16 protein-coding genes are annotated in these 18,864 nt (G+C 69.9%); 6 read left to right on the forward strand and 10 right to left on the reverse strand.

The features are described 5' to 3' along the window. Positions 1-88 precede the first annotated feature (88 nt). The 5 genes from ACWD02_RS14070 to ACWD02_RS14090 form a co-directional block, all read right to left on the reverse strand. Positions 89-355, reverse strand: coding sequence for a DUF4235 domain-containing protein (locus ACWD02_RS14070; RefSeq protein ID WP_451209000.1), 267 nt, complete (start codon positions 353-355; stop codon positions 89-91). Continuing rightward, positions 352-789, reverse strand: coding sequence for a DUF3618 domain-containing protein (locus ACWD02_RS14075; RefSeq protein ID WP_451209002.1), 438 nt, complete (start codon positions 787-789; stop codon positions 352-354). Before ACWD02_RS14075 ends, ACWD02_RS14070 begins: the two co-directional genes overlap by 4 nt. Next, a complete protein-coding gene (locus ACWD02_RS14080) occupies positions 786-1,226 on the reverse strand; it encodes a phage holin family protein (RefSeq protein ID WP_451209005.1) in 441 nt (146 codons plus the stop codon). The genes ACWD02_RS14075 and ACWD02_RS14080 overlap by 4 nt, the downstream gene beginning before the upstream one ends. A 99-nt stretch (positions 1,227-1,325) precedes the next feature. Then, positions 1,326-2,312 carry a YihY/virulence factor BrkB family protein gene (locus ACWD02_RS14085; protein WP_451209008.1) on the reverse strand — a complete coding sequence of 329 codons (987 nt, stop codon included), beginning with the start codon at positions 2,310-2,312 and terminating at the stop codon, positions 1,326-1,328. A gap of 127 nt (positions 2,313-2,439) precedes the next feature. After that, positions 2,440-2,613, reverse strand: a complete 174-nt coding sequence (locus tag ACWD02_RS14090; RefSeq protein ID WP_361831645.1) for a hypothetical protein — start codon at positions 2,611-2,613, stop codon at positions 2,440-2,442. Between the two features lie 307 nt (positions 2,614-2,920). Between ACWD02_RS14090 and ACWD02_RS14095 the strand changes: the two genes are divergently transcribed. After that, positions 2,921-3,745: an SDR family oxidoreductase gene (locus ACWD02_RS14095; RefSeq protein ID WP_451209011.1), complete on the forward strand. Its 825-nt coding sequence runs from the start codon at positions 2,921-2,923 to the stop codon at positions 3,743-3,745. 34 nt (positions 3,746-3,779) lie between these two features. On the opposite strand, the gene ACWD02_RS14100 is transcribed toward ACWD02_RS14095, so the two are convergent. The 5 genes from ACWD02_RS14100 to ACWD02_RS14120 form a co-directional block, all read right to left on the reverse strand. Next, positions 3,780-5,297 (reverse strand): SDR family NAD(P)-dependent oxidoreductase, encoded by a 1,518-nt coding sequence (locus ACWD02_RS14100; RefSeq protein WP_451209014.1) that lies wholly within the window; start codon positions 5,295-5,297, stop codon positions 3,780-3,782. Positions 5,298-5,367: 70 nt separating this feature from the next. Then, positions 5,368-6,741, reverse strand: coding sequence for a wax ester/triacylglycerol synthase family O-acyltransferase (locus tag ACWD02_RS14105; RefSeq protein WP_451209017.1), 1,374 nt, complete (start codon positions 6,739-6,741; stop codon positions 5,368-5,370). A gap of 203 nt (positions 6,742-6,944) precedes the next feature. Continuing rightward, positions 6,945-9,287, reverse strand: coding sequence for a GH92 family glycosyl hydrolase (locus ACWD02_RS14110; RefSeq protein ID WP_451209020.1), 2,343 nt, complete (start codon positions 9,285-9,287; stop codon positions 6,945-6,947). Positions 9,288-9,402: 115 nt separating this feature from the next. Beyond that, positions 9,403-10,119: a hypothetical protein gene (locus ACWD02_RS14115; protein ID WP_451209246.1), complete on the reverse strand. Its 717-nt coding sequence runs from the start codon at positions 10,117-10,119 to the stop codon at positions 9,403-9,405. Positions 10,120-10,252: 133 nt separating this feature from the next. Then, the gene (locus ACWD02_RS14120) at positions 10,253-12,871 is read right to left on the reverse strand and encodes a PA14 domain-containing protein (RefSeq protein ID WP_451209022.1); all 2,619 of its coding nucleotides are present in this window, start codon (positions 12,869-12,871) and stop codon (positions 10,253-10,255) included. Between the two features lie 195 nt (positions 12,872-13,066). Here ACWD02_RS14120 and ACWD02_RS14125 point away from each other — a divergent pair, with 195 nt between their 5' ends. The 5 genes from ACWD02_RS14125 to ACWD02_RS14145 all read left to right on the forward strand — a co-directional run bounded on the left by ACWD02_RS14125 (position 13,067) and on the right by ACWD02_RS14145 (position 18,846). Continuing rightward, positions 13,067-14,080 carry a LacI family DNA-binding transcriptional regulator gene (locus tag ACWD02_RS14125; RefSeq protein ID WP_451209026.1) on the forward strand — a complete coding sequence of 338 codons (1,014 nt, stop codon included), beginning with the start codon at positions 13,067-13,069 and terminating at the stop codon, positions 14,078-14,080. A 154-nt stretch (positions 14,081-14,234) separates the two neighbouring features. Then, positions 14,235-15,332, forward strand: a complete 1,098-nt coding sequence (locus ACWD02_RS14130; RefSeq protein WP_451209029.1) for an ABC transporter substrate-binding protein — start codon at positions 14,235-14,237, stop codon at positions 15,330-15,332. Position 15,333: 1 nt separating this feature from the next. Then, the gene (locus tag ACWD02_RS14135) at positions 15,334-16,863 is read left to right on the forward strand and encodes a sugar ABC transporter ATP-binding protein (protein ID WP_451209032.1); all 1,530 of its coding nucleotides are present in this window, start codon (positions 15,334-15,336) and stop codon (positions 16,861-16,863) included. Continuing rightward, positions 16,856-17,827, forward strand: coding sequence for an ABC transporter permease (locus ACWD02_RS14140; protein ID WP_451209035.1), 972 nt, complete (start codon positions 16,856-16,858; stop codon positions 17,825-17,827). Before ACWD02_RS14135 ends, ACWD02_RS14140 begins: the two co-directional genes overlap by 8 nt. Before the next feature lie 29 nt (positions 17,828-17,856). Next, positions 17,857-18,846 (forward strand): ABC transporter permease, encoded by a 990-nt coding sequence (locus tag ACWD02_RS14145; protein WP_451209249.1) that lies wholly within the window; start codon positions 17,857-17,859, stop codon positions 18,844-18,846. The last annotated feature ends 18 nt before the right edge of the window (positions 18,847-18,864 follow it).

The raw sequence follows: 18,864 nt of genomic DNA on the forward strand, positions 1-18,864 counted from the left end.
ATTGCCCACGGCGGGGACTTGGACATTTACGCTGCCCTGCGCTGAGCCATCGGATGAATATGGACCTTCGTTCATTTACCGACCCGCGTCAGCCGGGCCAGGCACCCGTCAGCCGACGCGTCGCGACGGCGCCACCGCGGTCGACAGCCGCCTTGACCAAGGCGAAGATCGCGCCCTGCAGCGTGGCCGCCAGCAGGATCTCGCCCCAGTCGCGGTCCTCGTCGGTGGCGTCGGGCGCGTCCTCGTCGTGGGCGACCATCTTCCACGCCTGTTTGAAGAGCCCGCCCGCGGCCACACCGGCGAGGGCGCCCAGCGCCATCCCGACCGGCTTGTACGCGATCTTCGAGGCCTTCACCGCGCGCTCCCGTGCCTGCGCTTGCGCCGCACCAGCACGTACGCGAGCACCAGCGACGCGCCACCCGCCAGGAAGGCGGTACGGCGGTTGCGGACCTGCTCGGGCGCCTTGTCGTGCCACACCTCATTGGCCTGTCCGGCCACGGCCTTCACCTGCCCGGTGGCGGCGACGGCCTTGTCCTTGACCTGGTCGGGCACCTTGTCCTGCAGCACGTGGGCGGCCTCGGAAGCCTTGGCCTTGGCCTGCTCACCCAGCTCCGCGGCCTTGGTGGCGGTCTGCCCCTTGATGGCGACCGCCTTCTCCTGCGCGCGGGCCTTGACGTCCGTCTTGGCCGCAAGTGCCTCGACCGTCTCCCCCAGGTCCTGCCGGGTCTTCTCGACCTTGGCGCGCAGCTCCCCGGGGTCCGCGGTGTGCTTGTCGTCGGGCTGGTTCATCGCTGTGCACTCTCCTTGATCTCTGCGACATCGGCCTTCACGCCGTCGATCGCCTGCTCGGGGATCGGCGGGGCGGCCCGGCCGACCTCCTTCTTGCCGGTCAGTGCCAGTACCGCGGCGATCAGACCGAGGACGGCGGTGACGATCAGCCCCGCGGCCCACACCGGAAGCGGCACGGCGAGCGCCGCGATCGCGGTGGCGACGAGCGCCTGCAGGGTCAGGAAGCCGACGAGACCGGCTCCGCCGAACAACCCGCTGCCCTTGCCGTAGCGCCTGGTCTTCTCCTTCATCTCCGCCTGTGCCAGCCGCATCTCGCCGCGCACCAGCTCCGTCAGCTGCTGTGAGGCGCGCTGCACCAGGTCGCCCACCGGCTCGTTGTGGGGGGCGGTCTGTCCGGTGCCGTCACGGCCGGTGGGGTGCGGGCCTGTCTGGGCCATCGTCATCAACCTCCTGTCTGTTCAGCTGCCGAGTACCCCGATCTTCGGCATCGGCACATGGTCGAGGGCCGCGGTCGTCGCGGACGGCGTCACACGTCGTCACTCCGCCACGCGGCGCCGGTCCTGTTCATCCCACGCACGGGTGTCGCGTGGCGGCACGTAGGGCTCCTCCTCGGGGGGAAGCCCACCGGCGATGGCACGCTGCCGGGACAGCTCCGCGTCAAACTCCAGGCCGAGCAGGATCGCGATGTTGCTGATCCACAGCCACACCAGAAAAATGATCACTCCGGCCAGTGCGCCGTAGGTCTTGTTGTAGGAGCTGAAGTTCCCCACGTAGAAGGCGAATCCGGCCGAGGCCATCAGCCAGATCACCAGGGCGATGACACTGCCGGGGGTGATCCACCTGAAACCGCGGCCCTTCACGTTCGGCGTCGCCCAGAACAGCAGCGCGATCATGGAGGTCACCAGCACGACGAGCACCGGCCACTTCGCGATCGACCACACCGTGAGCGCCGCGTCCCCGATCCCCAGGGCCGAGCCCACGGTGCTGGCGAGACCGCCGGTGAACACCACGATGACCGCGCTGACGACCGCCAGCAGGAGGAGCACCACCGTCACGCCCACCCTGACCGGGAGCACCTTCCACACGGGCCGGCCCTCGGGCATGTCGTAGACGGCGTTGGCGGTGCGGATGAACGCCCCTACGTACCCCGAGGACGCCCACACGGCCAGCACGATGCCGACCACCGCCATCAGCGAGCCGACGCCGCCCTGGCCCGCCAGCTGTTTCACGGCGTCGCCGATGATGTCCCGGGCCGAACCGGGCGCGAGTTTCTCCAGGTTCTCCAGGAGCCAGTCGATCGCCGACTTCCCGACCACGCCGAGCAGGGAGACCAGCACCAGGAGCGTCGGAAACAGCGACAGCACCCCGTAGTAGGTCAGTGCCGCGGCCCGGTCCATCAGCTCGTCGTCCTGGAACTCCTTGACGACGCCGGTGAGCACCGCCTTCCAGGACCGCTTGGGCAACTGCGTGGGTTCTTCCGGCGCGCTGTCCACGTCGCGCTCTGCATCCGATGTTCCGTCCATACTCCCGGAGTAACCCGCAACCGCCGGTGCATGCGCGTGCGGGCCGACCTGCGTGGACGAGACCGCCGGGACAACGCCGCGCGCCCCCGGCCGGGTGGGCAGGGGGCGCGCGGCGAAAGCGCAGGGATCAGTCGATCCCGGGGAGGATGTGCGGCTCGGCGAGGTCGTCCTCGTAGCCGGCAAGGCGGATCGGGGCCGCTTTCGCCCACGAGTCCAGGTTGCTCAGCTTGCGGGGTCTGCCGGCCCGCTCACTGCCGCGTTCCGCCGGTCGCTTTTCCTGCTTCGTCAGATCTGGTGTCACCGCGCACTCCTTTGTGTCGCGTAACGGAAGGACAAGAGCTGTTCGGTCGCGGTGGCGCCGTTGTAAAGGCGGGATCGCGGCCACGGTGGCGAGCCTGTCCCGGGGCGGCCGAGGGGTGCTTGTGGATCCCCTGGAGACCGTCCGTTCGCCTCACATTAACCAAATGAGCGCGCCCGCGCTCTATGGGGTCCGCCGAAGGAGTGTATTTCGGACAGTTGATCCCGGTGTGGGGGTGGCCCGCGAGCCGAAGAATTCTCAACGGGTCGAGCCCATGGGCCTTTCCGGGTCTCCATGGGACCGTACGCAGATGATTTCCGCCCAGGCAAGGGACGGCGCGGTGGCCCTGGTGACCGGCGCCTCGCGAGGAATCGGGCTCGCCGTCGCGCGGGCGCTGGCGGAGTCAGGGCACCGCCTCGTCCTGACCGCCCGCGAACCGGACGCCCTGGAGGCGGCGGTGGCCGGGCTGCGCGCGGACGGCGCCCAGGCCGTGGGGTGCGTGGGCGGCGTGGCTGATTCCGGTCGGGCGCAGGCCTGCGTGGCGCTCGCCGTCCAGGAGTTCGGGCGGCTCGACGTCCTGGTGAACAACGCCGCGACGAACGCCCCCTACGGCCCGCTGATGGACGTCGACCTCACCCGGTGGCGCACCGCCTTCACGGTGAACGTCGAGGCAGCGCTGCGCCTGACGCAGCTCGCCTGGCGGGCCTGGATGGGCGGGCACGGCGGCGCCGTGGTGAACATCTGCACCGAGGGCGCCTCCCACGTGGGCCCGAACGTGGGCGCGTACGGCACCAGCAAGGCGGCGCTCCTGCACCTGACCGCCCAGCTCGCGGGCGAACTGGCGCCCGACGTGCGGGTCAATTCCGTCTCCCCCGGCCTGATCCGCACCGAGATGGCCCGCTTCGTGTGGGACGGCGCCGAGGAGCAGCTCGCCGCGAGCCTGCCGCTCGGTCGCATCGGTGAACCGGAGGACGTGGCGCGGGCCGTGGCGTGGCTGGTCTCGGATGCAGCCGAATGGGTGACGGGCGCCGATGTGCTGGTCGACGGCGGTACGCGGGTGCGGGCCGCCGCCGGTACGACGGCCCCGTACGCCGTGCACGAGCGGCTGCGGGCGGCGGCGACGGGCGAGGCCTGAGGAGGCCGGCCGGACGCCGCCCGCGGCCCGCGGGCTACCACTTACCGGGTGCGTAGTCCTTCAGGAAGATGCCGTACAGGTCCTCGCCCGCCTCGCCCCGCACGATCGGGTCGTAGACCCGGGCGGCGCCGTCGATCAGGTCGAGCGGGGCGTGGAAGCCCTCGTCGGCCAGGCGCAGCTTGTCGTAGTGCGGGCGCTCGTCGGTGATCCAGCCGGTGTCGATCGACGTCATCAGGATGCCGTCGGTCTGGAACATCTCCTGGGCGCTGGTCCGCGTCACCATGTTCATCGCGGCCTTCGCCGCGTTCGTGTTCGGGTGACCCGCGCCCTTGTAACCGCGGCCGAAGACCCCCTCCATCGCCGAGACGTTGACGACGTAGGAGCGGCCGCTCGACGCCTTCTTCGCGGCGTCGGCCATGGCCGAACGCAGCGCGCTGATCAGGATGAACGGCGAGGTGTAGTTGCACAGCTGGGTCTCGAGGAGCTCCACCGGGGAGATCTGCTCGATCGTCTGCACCCAGGTGTTGCTGTCGACGACGTCCGGGACCAGGCCGCCCGCGTCGATGGCGGTGCCGTCGAGGTGCCGGGCGACGCTGGCGTTGCCCGCGACGAGGGCGAGGTCGGCGACCTGCTGGGCGTCCAGGCCGCTGGTGCCGACGGGCAGTGCGGCCAGGCCGTCCACCGCGCCGGAGTTGAAGGCGCCGATGACGGAGTGGGCGGGCAGCTCCCCGGCGGGCAGCGGCGCGCTTTCGCCGTCGACCAGGGCGGCGTACGCGGAGGGCAGGCGGCGTACGGTCTGCGTCGCGTTGTTGATCAGGATGTCGAGGGGTCCCGCCGCGGCGAGCCGCTCGGCGAGCGCGACGGACTGCGCCGGGTCACGCAGGTCGATGCCGACGACCTCCAGGCGGTGCAGCCAGTCGGCCGAGTCGTCCATCGCCTTGAAGCGGCGGATGGCGTCCTTGGGGAAGCGCGTGGTGATGGTGGTGTGCGCGCCGTCGCGCAGGAGACGCAGCGCGATGTACATGCCGATCTTGGCGCGGCCGCCGGTGAGCAGTGCGCGCTTGCCGGTGAGGTCGGTGCGGGCGTCGCGCTTGGAGCGGTTCAGGGCGGCGCAGTCCTGGCACAGCTGGTGGTAGAAGTAGTCGACTTCCACGTACCGGGTCTTGCAGGTGTAGCAGGAGCGGGGGCGCTGGAGTATCCCCGCGATCCGGCCCTCCTCGGTCTGCGAGGAGGGCAGCAGACCCTCGGTCTCGTCGTCGATGCGCTCGGCGGAGCCGGTGGCGGTGGCCTCCGTCACGGCCTTGTCGTGCGCGGTCTTGGCAGCCCTGCGCTCCTGACGGCGGCGCTGCTTCACGGTGCGGTAGATCCCGGCCGTGGCCCGGCGCACCGCGATCGCGTCGGGGTGGTCGACGTCCAGCTTGTCGAGCTCGTCGAGCACACCGAGACACACGGCGAGACGGTCGGGGTCGATGCCGGGACCGAAGGAGACCGACCCGGCCTCCTGGGCCTCGGCCGGACCGCCGGCCCCCGGGCTGTCCTCTGTCACCGTCATCGCCGCTGTCCTCGCGTCACTCATGCCGCGGCTCGTCTGGGTGACCGCGGAAGCTCCAAAGAAGAGAACTTTACGTAGCGACGGGCCCCTCTACCAAACGCGGACGGTTTACGCACGCTTCGACGAGCCCAGCGAGTTCCTCCCGCACGCTGCGCGCCAGCACGTCCAGATCGGGCACGGCGGCCGCGTCCGCGACCAGCCCGAAGTGCACCCGGCCCCGGTACGTCGACACCGCGACGGCCAGCGCCTGCCCCTGGGCGAGCGGCGCGAAGGGGTAGACGGCGGTGAGCGGGCAGCCGCCGAGCCGCAGGCCGAGGCTGGGCAACGGGACGCTGGTCACGAGGATGTCGAAGAGCAGCCTGGCGGCCTGCGCGACGACGGGGCCGCCGATGCGGTGGCCGAGCGGCGGCAGATGATCGGCGAGCAGGGCGACGGCACCGGCGCCCCGGCCGGGCCCCGCCTCCTTGTTGCGGTCCATGGCGGCCCGCACCGCCCGCAGCCGCGCCACCGGGTCCGGATCGCCGACCGGCAGGCGGACCAGATACCCGGAAAGCCGGTTGCCCGGCGGCTGCGCGGAGCGCGGCCTGCGCCGGGACACGGGGACCAGGGCGCGCGGCTCCACGCCTTCGCTGCCGTCGCCCCGCTCGTCGAGCCAGCGGCGCAGCGCTCCCGCGACCACGGCGATCAGTACGTCGTTGACCGTGCCGCCCACGGTCTTGCGCACGCGGTGCACGTCGTCCAGGTCGAGCAGTACCCCCGCGGTGCGCCTGGTCCCGGTGGCCTGCGACGTGAGGGCGGCCGAGGACCGTACGCCCCAGGTGGCACGGGCGACGGACGAGCCGATGTCCAGGGCCTGCCCCACATCGCCGACGGTGTCGCGGACCAGACCCGGCAGCTTGCGCGGGTCGGGCAGCCAGGACCACCGGGAGGTCTCGGGCCCGGCGGGCGCCGGACGGGCGGCGGGCAGCTCGGTGGGGTCCATGACGGCCGCGGCGAGCATCAGGGCGCGCAGCCCGTCGGCGAGGGCGTGGTGGAACTTGAAGAGCACGGCGAAGGAGGTTCCGTCGCCGCCCGGCAGCACATGCGCCTCCCACGGCGGCCTCGCGCGGTCCAGGGGGCGCTGCATGAGCGCGCCCGCCGCGGCGTGGAAGTCGGCCGTGGGTTCGGCGAGGCGGACGTGGTCCAGCGCGTCGAAGGCGGGGTCGGCTGCGCGAGCGGCCCCGCCGACCGGCAGCCAGACCGGGCGGATCCGCAGCCGCAGTCCGGGCACGGCGGCCGCCCGCTCGGCGAGGAGGCGCGCGGCGCGCTCGGCGGCGGCCGGCGAGTCGGCCTCGAAGACGCCGAGCGCTCCCAGGTGCATGGGGTGTTCGGCGGACTCGATGTTCCAGAAGGCGAGGTCGAGAGGTGCGAGCAGATCGGAGGACTCAGGGGTTCGCGCTGTCAACGGGTTCAACGGCCTGCTCTCGCGTCGAGGACGATGCGGGGGATGGCATGAGTGTGCAGTCAAGCGCCGTAGCGCGACTACGGTCAAGTACGATCAAGCTACGCACAGTTAACAACAGATTAAGGCCCGCCTCTCCGGGAGAGGCGGGCCTGGTGGTGCGCAAGTGGCGTATCGGCTACGTCACTTCAGCGCGGGCGGGTACGTCACTTCAGCGCCGGCGGCGCTGCGTCCTGCGACGTGCCCCACTTCGAGGGCTTGTCGCCCACCGTGAAGGACAGTTCGCGGGTGTCACGGATGTCGTCGGTCGTCAGGTACGTCTTGCCGTAGTCGGCGCCGTCCGTGCGCGCCGACTGGATGTACCGCTTGGTGTCCGAGGTGCCCGGCGCCTTCACCGTGAGACGGCCCTTCGGGTAATAGCGGCGGTCGAGCTTGAGGTCGACGCGCTCGAAGACGGGCGTCGAGAGCCCCCAGGTGTCCGTGCCGGGCTGGACCGGGAAGACACCGATCGAGGACAGCACGTTCCAGGCGGACATGGTGCCGAGGTCATCGTTCCCGGTCATGCCGGTCGGGGTGTCCGTGAAGAGGGTGAGCGCGGCGTGCACCACGTCGGTCGTCTTCCACGGCTGGCCCGTCGACAGGTAGGTGTACGGGGCGATGAGGTCGGGCTCGTTCTGCGGGTTGTACTTGTCCGCGTTGTAGTAGTCGTAGGGTCCGTTGACCCAGACCTCGCGCGCGGTCTTCGCCGGGTCCTTCAGGAGTTGCTCGTAGGCGAAGAAGGAGTCGAGGCGGTCGTTGGTGGCCTGCTTGCCGCCGATGAGACCGACCATGCCGGGCAGGTCCTGCGGGACGAGCCACTGGTACTGCCAGGACGTGCCCTCGTGGAAGCCCTCGCTCTTGGCCGGGTCGGCCGGGCCGGTGAAGGCGCCCGCGGCGTCCCGCGCCCGGAAGAAACCGGTCGAGGCGTCGAAGATCTTCCGGTAGTTCTGCGCACGGTCCGCGTACCGCTTGGCGTCGGCCTTGTGCCCCAGGTCGGCGGCCATCTGGCCGAGCATCGCGTCCGAGAGCGCGTACTCCAGCGTCGCGGAAGCGCCGTGGTCGTAGTCCGAGTCGCCGGGCTTGGCGTGCGGGCGGCCCTTGATGTACGGCGCGAAGCCCTCGCTCAGGTACTCCTTGTTGGCCTCGCGGCCCACGGGCGCCGAGTCGGCGGGCGGCACACCGTCCGCGTTCTTCTTCAGGGCGCGGTACGCCTCCTCCTCATGCCCCTTGAGCAGGCCCTGCTGATAGGCGTTGGTGAGGAAAGGGGTGACGGGGTCGCCGGTCATGATGTTCGTCTCGACCGTGCCGTAGCCCCACTTGGGCAGCCAGCCGCTCTCCTCGTCGATCTTCAGGACGGAGAGCGCCATGTCACGTGACTCGTGCGGCGCGAGCAGGGCGAGGAGCTGCGCCTGGGTGCGGTAGGTGTCCCACAGGGACCAGTTCTGGTAGTACGTGAATCCCTTGGCGCGATGGATCTTCTGGTCCCAGCCCGTGTACCGGCCGTCGACGTCGCTGCCGATGTTCGGCGCGAGGAACGAACGGTAGAGGGAGGAGTAGAACGTGCGGCGCACGGTCTCGCTGCCGCCCTGCGCCTTCACGTCGTCGAGCCGGTCCTCCCACGCCCGCTGGGCCGCCTTCGCGACGCGGTCGTACGAACGCCCGCCCTCCGCGCGGAGGTTGAGCGCGGCACCCTTGGCGTCGACGTATGACAGAGCGGTGGTCGCCTCTACGGTGCGGTCCTTGGAGGTGTCGAAGCGGACGTACGCGCCGTTGCGCTCCTCACCCGCCGACGACGACCTGGAGCCCGCGGTGACGGTGTCGCCCTTCCAGGTGCCCGACGTGGTGAAGGGCCGGTCGAACTTGGTGATCGTGTAAACGGTGTACGGCTTGGTGTCCTGGCAGAAGCCACTGCCGGTGATCGCCGTGCGGACCGTACGGCTGTCGAGGATCTCGACCTTGGTGCTGCCCGTCTTGTGCAGCGACTGACCCGCGTTGAGCAGGACGTTGGCCTTCTCGGTGGCGGGGAAGGTGTAGCGCTGCACGCCGGTGCGCTTGGTGGCGGTCAGCTCCGCATCGATGCCGGACTTCAGGCCCACCTGGTACGAGCCGGGGCTCGCCTTCTCGTCGTCGTGGCTGAACTCCGCCGCGTACTTCGCGTAGTCCGTCTCCTTGACGTCACCCGTGGTGGGAAGCACCGGCAGGTCGCCGCCCAGCCCGCAGCCGACGCCCGAGAGGTGGACGGTCGAGAAGCCGCGGATGTGGGTGTCGGAGTGGTCGTAGCCGGTGTTGTGGCCGGTGTCGGGCGAGAACTGGACCATGCCGAAGGGCACGGCCGCACCGGGATAGGTGTTGCCCTCGTTCTCGGTGCCGATGAACGGGTTGACCAGGTCGGTAAGGCGGCCATCCGCCGCCGGGGCGGCCTGCGCCGCCGGTATGGCGAGGGCTCCCCCGAGGAGCGTGGCCGCGGCCACCGCCACCCCCGTACCGCGTAGCCGTTGGGTCCATCTCATGGGTGGGAACGCCTCCTTGGACAACGTTGTCAAAGCGCGGAACGCGATCATTCTTCGATGGTCGCGTCGCGTGCGTCAAGGGGTGGGAGACGGGGAGAGAAGCGGGCTGCGGCTCTCAGGAGGTGTGCACCCAGATCCGCAGCGGTCCGACCGGGGTGAACCCCTGGCCGACGGCGACGTCCAGGCTCTCGCCGCTCTCATATCCGACGACGGGCAGGCCGGGCCAGAGCCGGGCGACCTCCGTCAGACAGCCGGCCCAGGCCGCCGCCTCGCCGCCCGTCGCGTCGCCCACCGCGAACAGGTTGGAGATGCCGACCACGAAATCGCCGGGGCTCGCGACGGCACCCGCGACGATGTGGCCGTCAAGGGAGGTCCCGGCCAGGAACGTCGTGTCCCCGGTCAGCACTCCGGGCCGGAACAAGTCCAGGCCCCCCTCACCGTCGTTCCACGCGCTCTCCCATGCGGGCAGCGCATCAGCGCTCTTGAGCGGCTCCCAGCTGACGCCGGGATGCCCCGCGGGAGCCGCGACCGCGGGTCGGTGGATCCACTGGGCCTCGAACAGGACCTCGAAGCCCATCGGCTCCAGATCGAGGCAGCCGAAGCTGTCCTTGACCGAGCAGCCCGGTGAGGTCGTGTCGATCCGCGCCACCAATGCGGCAGCCGACACCTCGGGGGTGAGCGAAACGGCGTCCGGATACAGCGGGGGCGTCCGCCGCGCGCTGCTCCACACCCCTTCCCCGAACTCCCCCGCCAGGCCGTGCGCGCGGCAGACCGCGTCGCACCACTCGGCGTTGTTCCGGGCCGCGGCCCTCGCCCACTCACTCTTGTCGATCACGGGGTGATCGTGCCAAGCGAACGAGCCCGCGTCCACGGGATATGCGCGCGGGCCGGGCGGTGACGGGTCGAGCGTCGGCGGGGCAGGCGCTCCGGACCGCCGACCGGTCCGGAGCGCCCCCGTGCCCGGGTCAGGAACCTGGGCAGCCCGCCGGGTCGGGCCGCGACGCGTCGCCGATCAAGGACTCATGTGCTGCCTTGAGCCGCTTCACGTCGGGCTTGACGACCCTGCGGTCGTACGTGAGCAGACCGTTCAACTCGCCCTCCACATCCGAGATCTGGGTGTAGACGGCGCCGTTGCCGCCCTTGCAGGCGAGCGCGCGCACCTCGTCCAGCTTGGTGAGGTAGTCGTCCGTGTACGTCGCCGGGTCCACGTCGACGTAGCTCTGCTGGACGGACCAGGCGTGGCCCGGCACCGCGAGTCCGAGGCCGCCGTACTCGCCGTTGATCAGCGCGCGTTCGCCGTCGGGCTTGGGCGGCAGCGCCGGGCTCGGGTAGCCGTGCTCGTCCATGATGTCGCCGGTGCCGCCGTCGCGTCCGAGGTTGAGGCCCGACATGCCGTTGACCAGGCGGGTCGGGTCCCAGGACTTGGCCTGGGTGGCGATGCGGCCCTCGTCGTACTGGCCCCAGCCCTCGTTGAAGGTGACCCACATGACGATCGACGGGTGGTTCCAGTGCTCGTCGATCATCTGCTTCATCTCGGACTCGTACTGAGCGCGGGCGGCCGTGCCCGGGCTGCGGCCCGCGTCCATCGACGGCATGTCCTGCCAGACCATCAGGCCCAGCTTGTCCGCCCAGTAGAACCAGCGGTCGGGCTCCACCTTGATGTGCTTGCGCACGGAGTTGAAGCCCATTTCCTTGTGCATCTTGAGGTCGTACGCCAGCGCCTCGTCGGTCGGCGCGGTGTGCAGCCCGTCCGGCCAGAAGCCCTGGTCGAGCGTGGCCATCAGGAATTGGGGCTTGCCGTTGAGCATGGTGCGCGGTGTGCCGTTCACCTTCTCCACGGCGAGCGTCCGCATCCCGAAGTAGCTCTTGACGTTGTCCCTGCCGACCGTGACCTTCAGGTCGTAGAGGAAGGGGTCGTCCGGCGACCAGAGGTGCGGCTCGGCGATCTTCAGCTTGAGCGGGCTGCCCGTGCGTCCGCTCGCCTCGGCGACCTTCTTCTTGCCTTCGTACGCGACCGCCTTGACCGGCACTCCGTCGCGTACGCCCTTGGGCTCGACGGTGACCTGCTTGGTGGCCACGTCGGGCGTGATCTTCAGCGAGTCGGCGTGGTCGGCCGCCACCGGCTCCATCCACACCGTCTGCCAGATGCCGGACGACGGGGTGTACCAGATGCCGCTCGGGTCCAGGCGCTGCTTGCCGACCGGCGGGTTCTCGCCGTCCTTGGAGTCGGTCGGGTCATAGACGCCGACGATCAGCTCCTGCGTCCTGCCCGGCTTCAGGGCGTCGGTGATGTCGGCGCTGAACTTGTCGTAGCCGCCCTTGTGTTCGGCGACCTTCTTGCCGTTCACGAAGACCTCGGACTGCCAGTCGACCGCGCCGAAGTTGAGCTTGAGGCGCTTGCCGTCGCCGACCTTCCAGCCCTGCGGGACGGTGAAGGTCCTGCGGTACCACATGCGGTCCTCGTGCCGTTCCAGGCCGGAGAGCTGGGACTCCACGGGGTAGGGGACGAGGATCTTCTCGCCGAGCTGCTTGCCGAACGGGGGCTTCTCGCCGGCCTTGGCCGAGGCGAACTGCCAGGTCCCGTTGAGGTTGCGCCAGGCGTCGCGGGTCAGCTGGGGGCGCGGGTACTCGGGGAGCACGTTGCCCGGCTTCACGTCGTCGGCGAACTTGGTGCGCAGCTGGTGCTCGGAGTGGTTGGGGCCGCTGCTCCAGAAGGCGGCGACCTCCTTGCCGTCGTCGCCCGCCAGGCCGCCCTTGCCGTCGTAGCGGATGTCGGCGGTGCCCTTGGCCGTGCCCGTCTTGTTGCCGACGACGGGTTCCTCGAGGCCCACGAGGAGCGCGCGCGGGTCATCGGGGTCGGCCTTGATCGTGCCGATGGGCCACTTGGCGCCGCCGATGACCGCCTCGATGTGGTCCGCGAGGCCGTTCGGGGGCGCGCCGAGCTTCTGGGCGAAGTCCAGTTTCAGGGTGCGGCCGTCCTTGAGGACGGTGGCGGAGGTGGCGCCGTCGTAGTCGAAGCCGTCGGGCAGGCGGAAGGCCGACTGCGGGATCGCCTTCTTGGTGCCGCCGGGCTCGGTCCAGCGCAGGTGGAGGTTGGAGCCGCCGTAGTGCTCGAAGTACTCGACCTTGATGTCGTAGGCCTTGCCGGCGGTCAACTCGACCGGCTGCGCGGTCTGTTCCTTGTCCCAGTCGTCGACCCAGTGGTCGATGGCGAGCTTGCCGTCGACCCAGAGCCTGAAGCCGTTGTCACCGATCATCGAGAAGGTGTGGGAGCCGGTCTTCTCGGGGACGACCTTGCCGGTCCAGCGGACGGTGGCGTCGTCGGCCTTGCCGGTGGCGAAGGCCAGGCGCGGGTCGAGGTTGTCGAAGTCGATCTTCTGGTCGAAGCCGGTGGCCTTGAGCTCGTGGAAGTCGAAGGCACCGGGGGCGGACTGGGTGTAGTACTCGCCCTTCAGGCCGTGGATCTCGGGGGGTTCGTCGGCGGCTGTCGCGGCGGGGACCGCGGTGAGTCCGGCGAAGGCGAGGGCGACGGTGAGCAGCAATATCAGTCGCTGCCTGACTCGTCTGGGTCGGGTGGGGCGCACAGATCCTCCGTAGCTCGAAAGCGGTGCTTGAAGGCTGAGGAAGGGGGTGGCGGCTGACCGCCGCAGTCTGTACAACGAATCTGTACAACGTTGGAAGGAACGGCAGTTGGCATGACAGCACGCTCTCCGGCGCGCTGTCCAGGGCCATGACAAACACCCCAGGACAGGGGTGCACCTCGACGCAGGGAGCTGCACGTGCGGGTTAGCCTCAAGGACGTCGCGGAGCGCGCGGGCGTCTCCATCAAGACCGTCTCGAACGTGGTGAACAAATATCAGCACGTCACCCCGGCGATGCGGGCGCGCGTGCAGGAGGCGATCGACGAGCTGGGCTACCGCCCGAACTTGACGGCACGTCACCTGCGGAAAGGGCGTACGGGCATCATCGCGCTCGCCGTCCCCGAACTGGGAAACCCCTACTTCGCCGAACTGGCGGGCGCGGTCATCGACGCGGCGGCCGAGCACGACTTCACCGTCCTGCTCGACCACACGCGCGGCGAACGCGAGCAGGAGGTCCTGGTCAGCCAGGGGTTCCGGGCCCGGGTGATCGACGGTCTGATCATGAGCCCGCTGGAGCTGGAGTCGGCCGACCTGCTCGGCCGCGAGGACGACGTACCCCTGGTGCTGCTCGGCGAGCGCCAGTACGACCTGCCCTACGACCACATCGCGATCGACAACGTCGCGGCGGCCCGCACCGCGGTACGTCACCTCGTCGGCCGCGGCCGCTCCCGCATCGCCTATCTCGGCGCCCGCACGGATTCCGCGAACCAGCCCGCGAACCTCCGGCTCCAGGGCTGGCGCGAGGAGTTGACGCAGGCGGGGATAGCCGCGCCGGACAGCCTGGTGGGCCCGGTCGGCGGCTGGAACCGCTGGGACGGGGCGAAGGCGATGGCGCGGATGCTGGACGCGGGGGTGCGGCCCGACGCGGTCTTCGCGTACAACGACCTGGTGGCCATCGGTGCCATGCGGGTGCTGCACGAACGCGGTCTGCGCGTGCCGTGGGACGTGGCGGTGGTGGGCTTCGACGACATCGCCGAGGGGCAGTTCGGGGCGGTCACGCTGACCACGGTCTCACCGGACAAACAGGCCATCGCCCGGCTCGCGGTGGCTTCGCTGCTGCGCAGTCTGGAGGGCTCGGGAGCACCCGAGGGACGTGAACTCACCGCCGAATTCCGCCTGGTGGAGCGGGAGAGCACGCTGGGGCGACGCTGAACTGGCGAGTCGTCAGCTGGAGGCTCCCCGTGCGCGGAGGGTTTACAGCCCCCTTTCAACGATGTAAAAAGCTCCCCGTACCGCCGAGTGACCGTAAGAGCCGATCCTCCCGTGAGCGCTCTCAGCGCCGGGGCCGTGCCGTTTTGGGGACTCCATGAAGCCGACCACACGCCTTAGCCGCACCTCAGCCAGGACCCTCCTCGCCGCCGGTCTCGCCGCGAGCCTCGCGCTCGCCACCGGATGCGCGAAGTCCGAGGACGACGGCGACAAGAGCTCCGCGTCCCAGGACCAGGGCGACTCGGGGCAGGTCGTCTCGGAACCGAGCGAGGGCAGCGGCCCGACCTGCGCGATAGACGCCTACGGCGGCAAGAAGCTCGACCTCAAGAGCGCCACCGTCGGCTTCTCCCAGTCCGAGAAGGAGGCCAACCCCTTCCGCATCGCGGAGACGGCCTCCATCAAGGCCGAGGCGAAGAAGCGCGGCGTCAAACTCCTCACCGCGAACGCCCAGTCGCAGTTCTCCAAGCAGATCAGCGACGTCCAGGACCTCATCGCCAAGGGCGCGGACCTGCTGGTCATCGCACCGCTGAACTCCGACGGCTGGGAGCCCGTGCTGCGCTCGGCCTCCGCCAAGCACATCCCGATCATCACCATCGACCGCAAGATCAACGCCAAGGCCTGCAAGGACTACGTCAGCTTCATCGGCTCCGACTTCGTCGAGCAGGGCAAGCGCGCGGCCGACCAGATGATCAAGGCCACGGGCGGCAAGGGCAAGGTCGCGATCCTGCTCGGCTCCGCGGGCAACAACGTCACCACCGAGCGCACCAAGGGCTTCGAGGACCGCGTCAAGGAGAAGGCCCCCGACCTGAAGATCGTCTTCAAGCAGACGGGCGAGTTCGCCCGCGAGAAGGGTCAGTCGGTCACCGAGAACCTCATCCAGTCCAAGCCGGACATCAAGGGGATCTACGCCGAGAACGACGAGATGGGCCTCGGCGCCGTCAACGCCCTCAAGGGCGCGGGCAAGAAGGCCGGCGACGTGAAGATCGTGACGGTCGACGGAACCCGCAACGCCGTGCAGGGCATCGTCGACGGCTGGATCGACGGCGTCATCGAGTCGAACCCGCGCTTCGGTCCGCTCGCCTTCCAGACCCTGGACACCTTCACCAAGGGCACGAAGGTCTCGCAGGACATCGTCATCAAGGACAGCGCGTACACGAAGGACAACGCCAAGGCGGACCTCGGCAAGGCGTACTGAGATGTCCGACGTCCTCTCGGTCACCGGCCTCAGCAAGACGTTCCCGGGCGTACGGGCCCTGGACGGGGTCGACTTCACCGCGCGCGCCGGTGAGGTGCACGCCCTGATCGGCGAGAACGGCGCGGGCAAGTCCACGCTGATCAAAGTGCTGACGGGCGTGTACGCACCGGACGCCGGCTCCCTCACGTACAACAAGCGGCAGGTCACGTTCGCCACGCCGCTCGAAGCACAGCACGCGGGCATCTCCACCATCTACCAGGAGGTCAACCTCGTCCCCCTGATGAGCGTGGCCCGCAATCTCTTCCTCGGCCGCGAACCTCGTGGCCGGCTCGGCCTCATCGACTTCCGCCGCATGCACCGTGAGGCGGACGAGGCCCTGCGGCGGCTCGGCATCCGTGTGGACGTGCGCCGCCCGCTGCGTGAACTGGGCGTCGGCACGCAGCAGATGGTGGCCCTGGCCCGAGCGGTCTCGGTCGACGCGCAGGTCGTCATCATGGACGAACCCACGTCGTCGCTCGAACCCCGCGAGGTCCAGACCCTGTTCGGCGTCATCCGCATGCTGCGGGACCGCGGTATCGCGGTGATCTACGTCAGCCACCGCCTGGAGGAGCTCTACGAGGTGTGCGACACGGTCACCGTGTTGCGCGACGGCAAGCTGGTGCACACGGGGCCCATCGCGGAACTCGACAGGCTCCGCCTCGTCTCGCTGATGCTGGGGCGCGAGATCGGGGAGGTGCGCGAGGAGGGCGTCACCAAGTTCTCCGGCGAACACGCCCCGGAGACCCAACCCATCCTCCGGGCAAACGATCTGACGATGCGCCACCACCTGCATGGCGTCTCCGTCGAGATCCGGCCCGGCGAAGTGGTGGGACTGGGCGGCCTGCTCGGCTCAGGGCGCAGCGAGACGGCCAAGGCCATTGCCGGAGCGCTGCCGCCCGACTCCGGACGTGTGGTGGTGGCGGGTGACACGGTCCGCACCGGCTCGCCGCCCGCCGCCATCCGCGCCGGCATCAGCCTGCTCCCCGAGGACCGCAAGGCCGAGGGGATCGTCCCCGGCCTCTCCGTCCGCGAGAACATCGCGCTCGCCGCGCTCCCCCGGCTCTCCCGCCTCGGCCTGGTGAACGAGGCGGCCATCGACTCCATCGTGGACACGTTCATGAAGCGCCTGCGCATCAAGGCGTCGGGCCCCCACCAGAAGGTGGGCGAACTGTCGGGCGGCAACCAGCAGAAGGTCCTCCTGGCCCGCTGGCTGGCGATGAACCCGAAGGTCCTCCTCCTCGACGAGCCCACCCGGGGCATCGACATCGGCGCGAAGGCCGAAGTCCAGAAACTGATAGACGAACTGGCCAACGACGGACTCGCGGTGCTCCTCATCTCCTCCGACATGGAGGAACTCATCGAAGGCTCCGACCGGGTCATCGTCCTCAAGGACGGCACGGTGATCGAGGAACTGACGGGCGCCAAGGTCACGGAAGACGCCCTCATGCGGGCGATAGCCACCACCGGAGGCCCCGGAGACCACCATGACTGACCTCGCCACGGAAGCCGTCGGCGCGAAAGCCGCCGACCGCGACCGCATCCTCGGCCACCTCCAGAACTACGGCGTCTACCTGGGCGTAGCCGTCCTCCTGATCCTGAACATCGCCCTCACCCCGCACTTCCTCTCCGCCGAGAACTTCCGCACCCAGGCCGTCCAGGTCGCCCCCGTCCTCATCGTCGCCCTGGGCATGGCCCTGGCCATCGGCAGCGAGGGCGTGGACCTCTCCGTGGGTTCGGTGATGGCGCTCTCCACGTCCCTGCTCTCCCTCTACCTGGGCTACGGGACCTGGATCGCGATCATCGTCGCGCTCATCGGCGGCGCGGTCATCGGCCTCGCGAGCGGCTCCCTCATCGCGTTCATCGGCGTACAGCCCATCGTCGCCACCCTGGCGCTGATGGTCGCGGGCCGCGGACTCGCCCTCGTGCTGCTCCCCCAGCTCAAGGACGTACGCGACCCGACCATGGCCTCGCTCGGCTCCGGCGACGTCCTGGGAATCCCCTACCTCGTCCTGATCGCGGCGGCCCTCGCGCTCATCGTGGCCTTCGTGGTCCGCCGCACCACTTTCGGGCGCCAGCTCCTCGCCATCGGCGACAGCCGCCCGGCCGCGCGCCTCGCGGGACTCCCCGTACGGCGCGTCCTGATCCTCGTGTACGTCTGCGCCGGCGTGCTCGCCGCCATCGCGGGTGTCCTGGCGACGGCCCGCCTCACCGCGAGTGACCCGACCTCGCTCGGCAACCTGATGGAACTGTCCGCGATCACGGCCGTGGTGGTCGGCGGCACGCCGCTCAGCGGCGGTCGCGTACGGATCGGCGGCACCGTCGCGGGCGCCGTACTGATCCAGCTGCTCACCACGACGCTCATCAAGCACGATCTGCCGCCCTCCTGGACACAGATCGCCCAGGCCGTAGTGATCATTCTCGCCGTCTACGCGGCACGGGAGAGGGGCAAGCGGTGACCGGCACCGTCCTATCCGAGGCCAAGCCCATGAAGAAGCCAGAGGACGAGGAGTCCGGGGCGAGCCGCTCCGAGCGCGTCAGCGCGCTCGCCCAGCAGCACGGCGCCCTGGTCACCCTGGTGGTCGCCGTCATCGCGGCGTCGCTCAGCTTCGACACGTTCCTGACCGGCGACAACCTGGAGAACATGGCGGTCTCCTCCGCCTTCCTCGCGGTCGTCGCCCTCGGCATGACCTTCGTGATCATCACCGGCGGCATCGACCTCTCCGTGGGGTCCCTGTTCGCGCTCGGCGGCGTGCTCGCGGCCTGGGGCTCGCAGTACGGGACGGCGGTGGCGCTGCTCCTGCCGCTGGCCGTGTGCGGACTCATCGGCCTCGTCAACGGCCTCCTGATCGCCCGCTCACGCCTGGCCCCCTTCATCGTGACGCTGGCCGCGATGCTGGGCGCGCGCGGCATCCTGCTGTCCATCACCGACGAGGGCTCCAAGACCTACCTCGTCGACAAGGACTCGTTCTTCGCCACGCTCGGCCAGGGCAAGTTCCTCGGCATCGGGGCCCCCGTCTGGATCACCCTCGGCCTCTTCGTCGCCGGCGCCGTCGTACTGCGCCGCAGCCGCTTCGGCCAGTACGTGTACGCGGTCGGCGGCAACGAGGACGCGGCGGCCCTCATGGGCGCCCCCGTGGCCCGCACCAAGGTCACCGTCTACACCCTCTCCGGCCTCTGCGCGGGCCTCGCGGGTGCGCTCAACGCGGCCTGGCTGGTCTCCGGCGTCACCATCCTCGGCTCGGGCATGGAACTGGAGGCGATCTCCGCGGTCGTCATCGGAGGCACCCTGCTGACCGGCGGATTCGGCTTCATCAGCGGATCACTCGTCGGCGTACTGCTCCTGAAGGTCATCCAGAACGTCATCAACCAGATCGGCTCCCTGGACTCCGCCTACCAACAGGTGGTCAGCGGCGCCTTCCTGGCACTCGTGGTGATCGCGCAGACGTGGCTGGGGCGCAGACGCCGGGTGCTGTAGTACGCACGGACGCGGGGG

The sequence above is a fragment of the Streptomyces sp. NPDC002853 genome, from assembly GCF_053591915.1.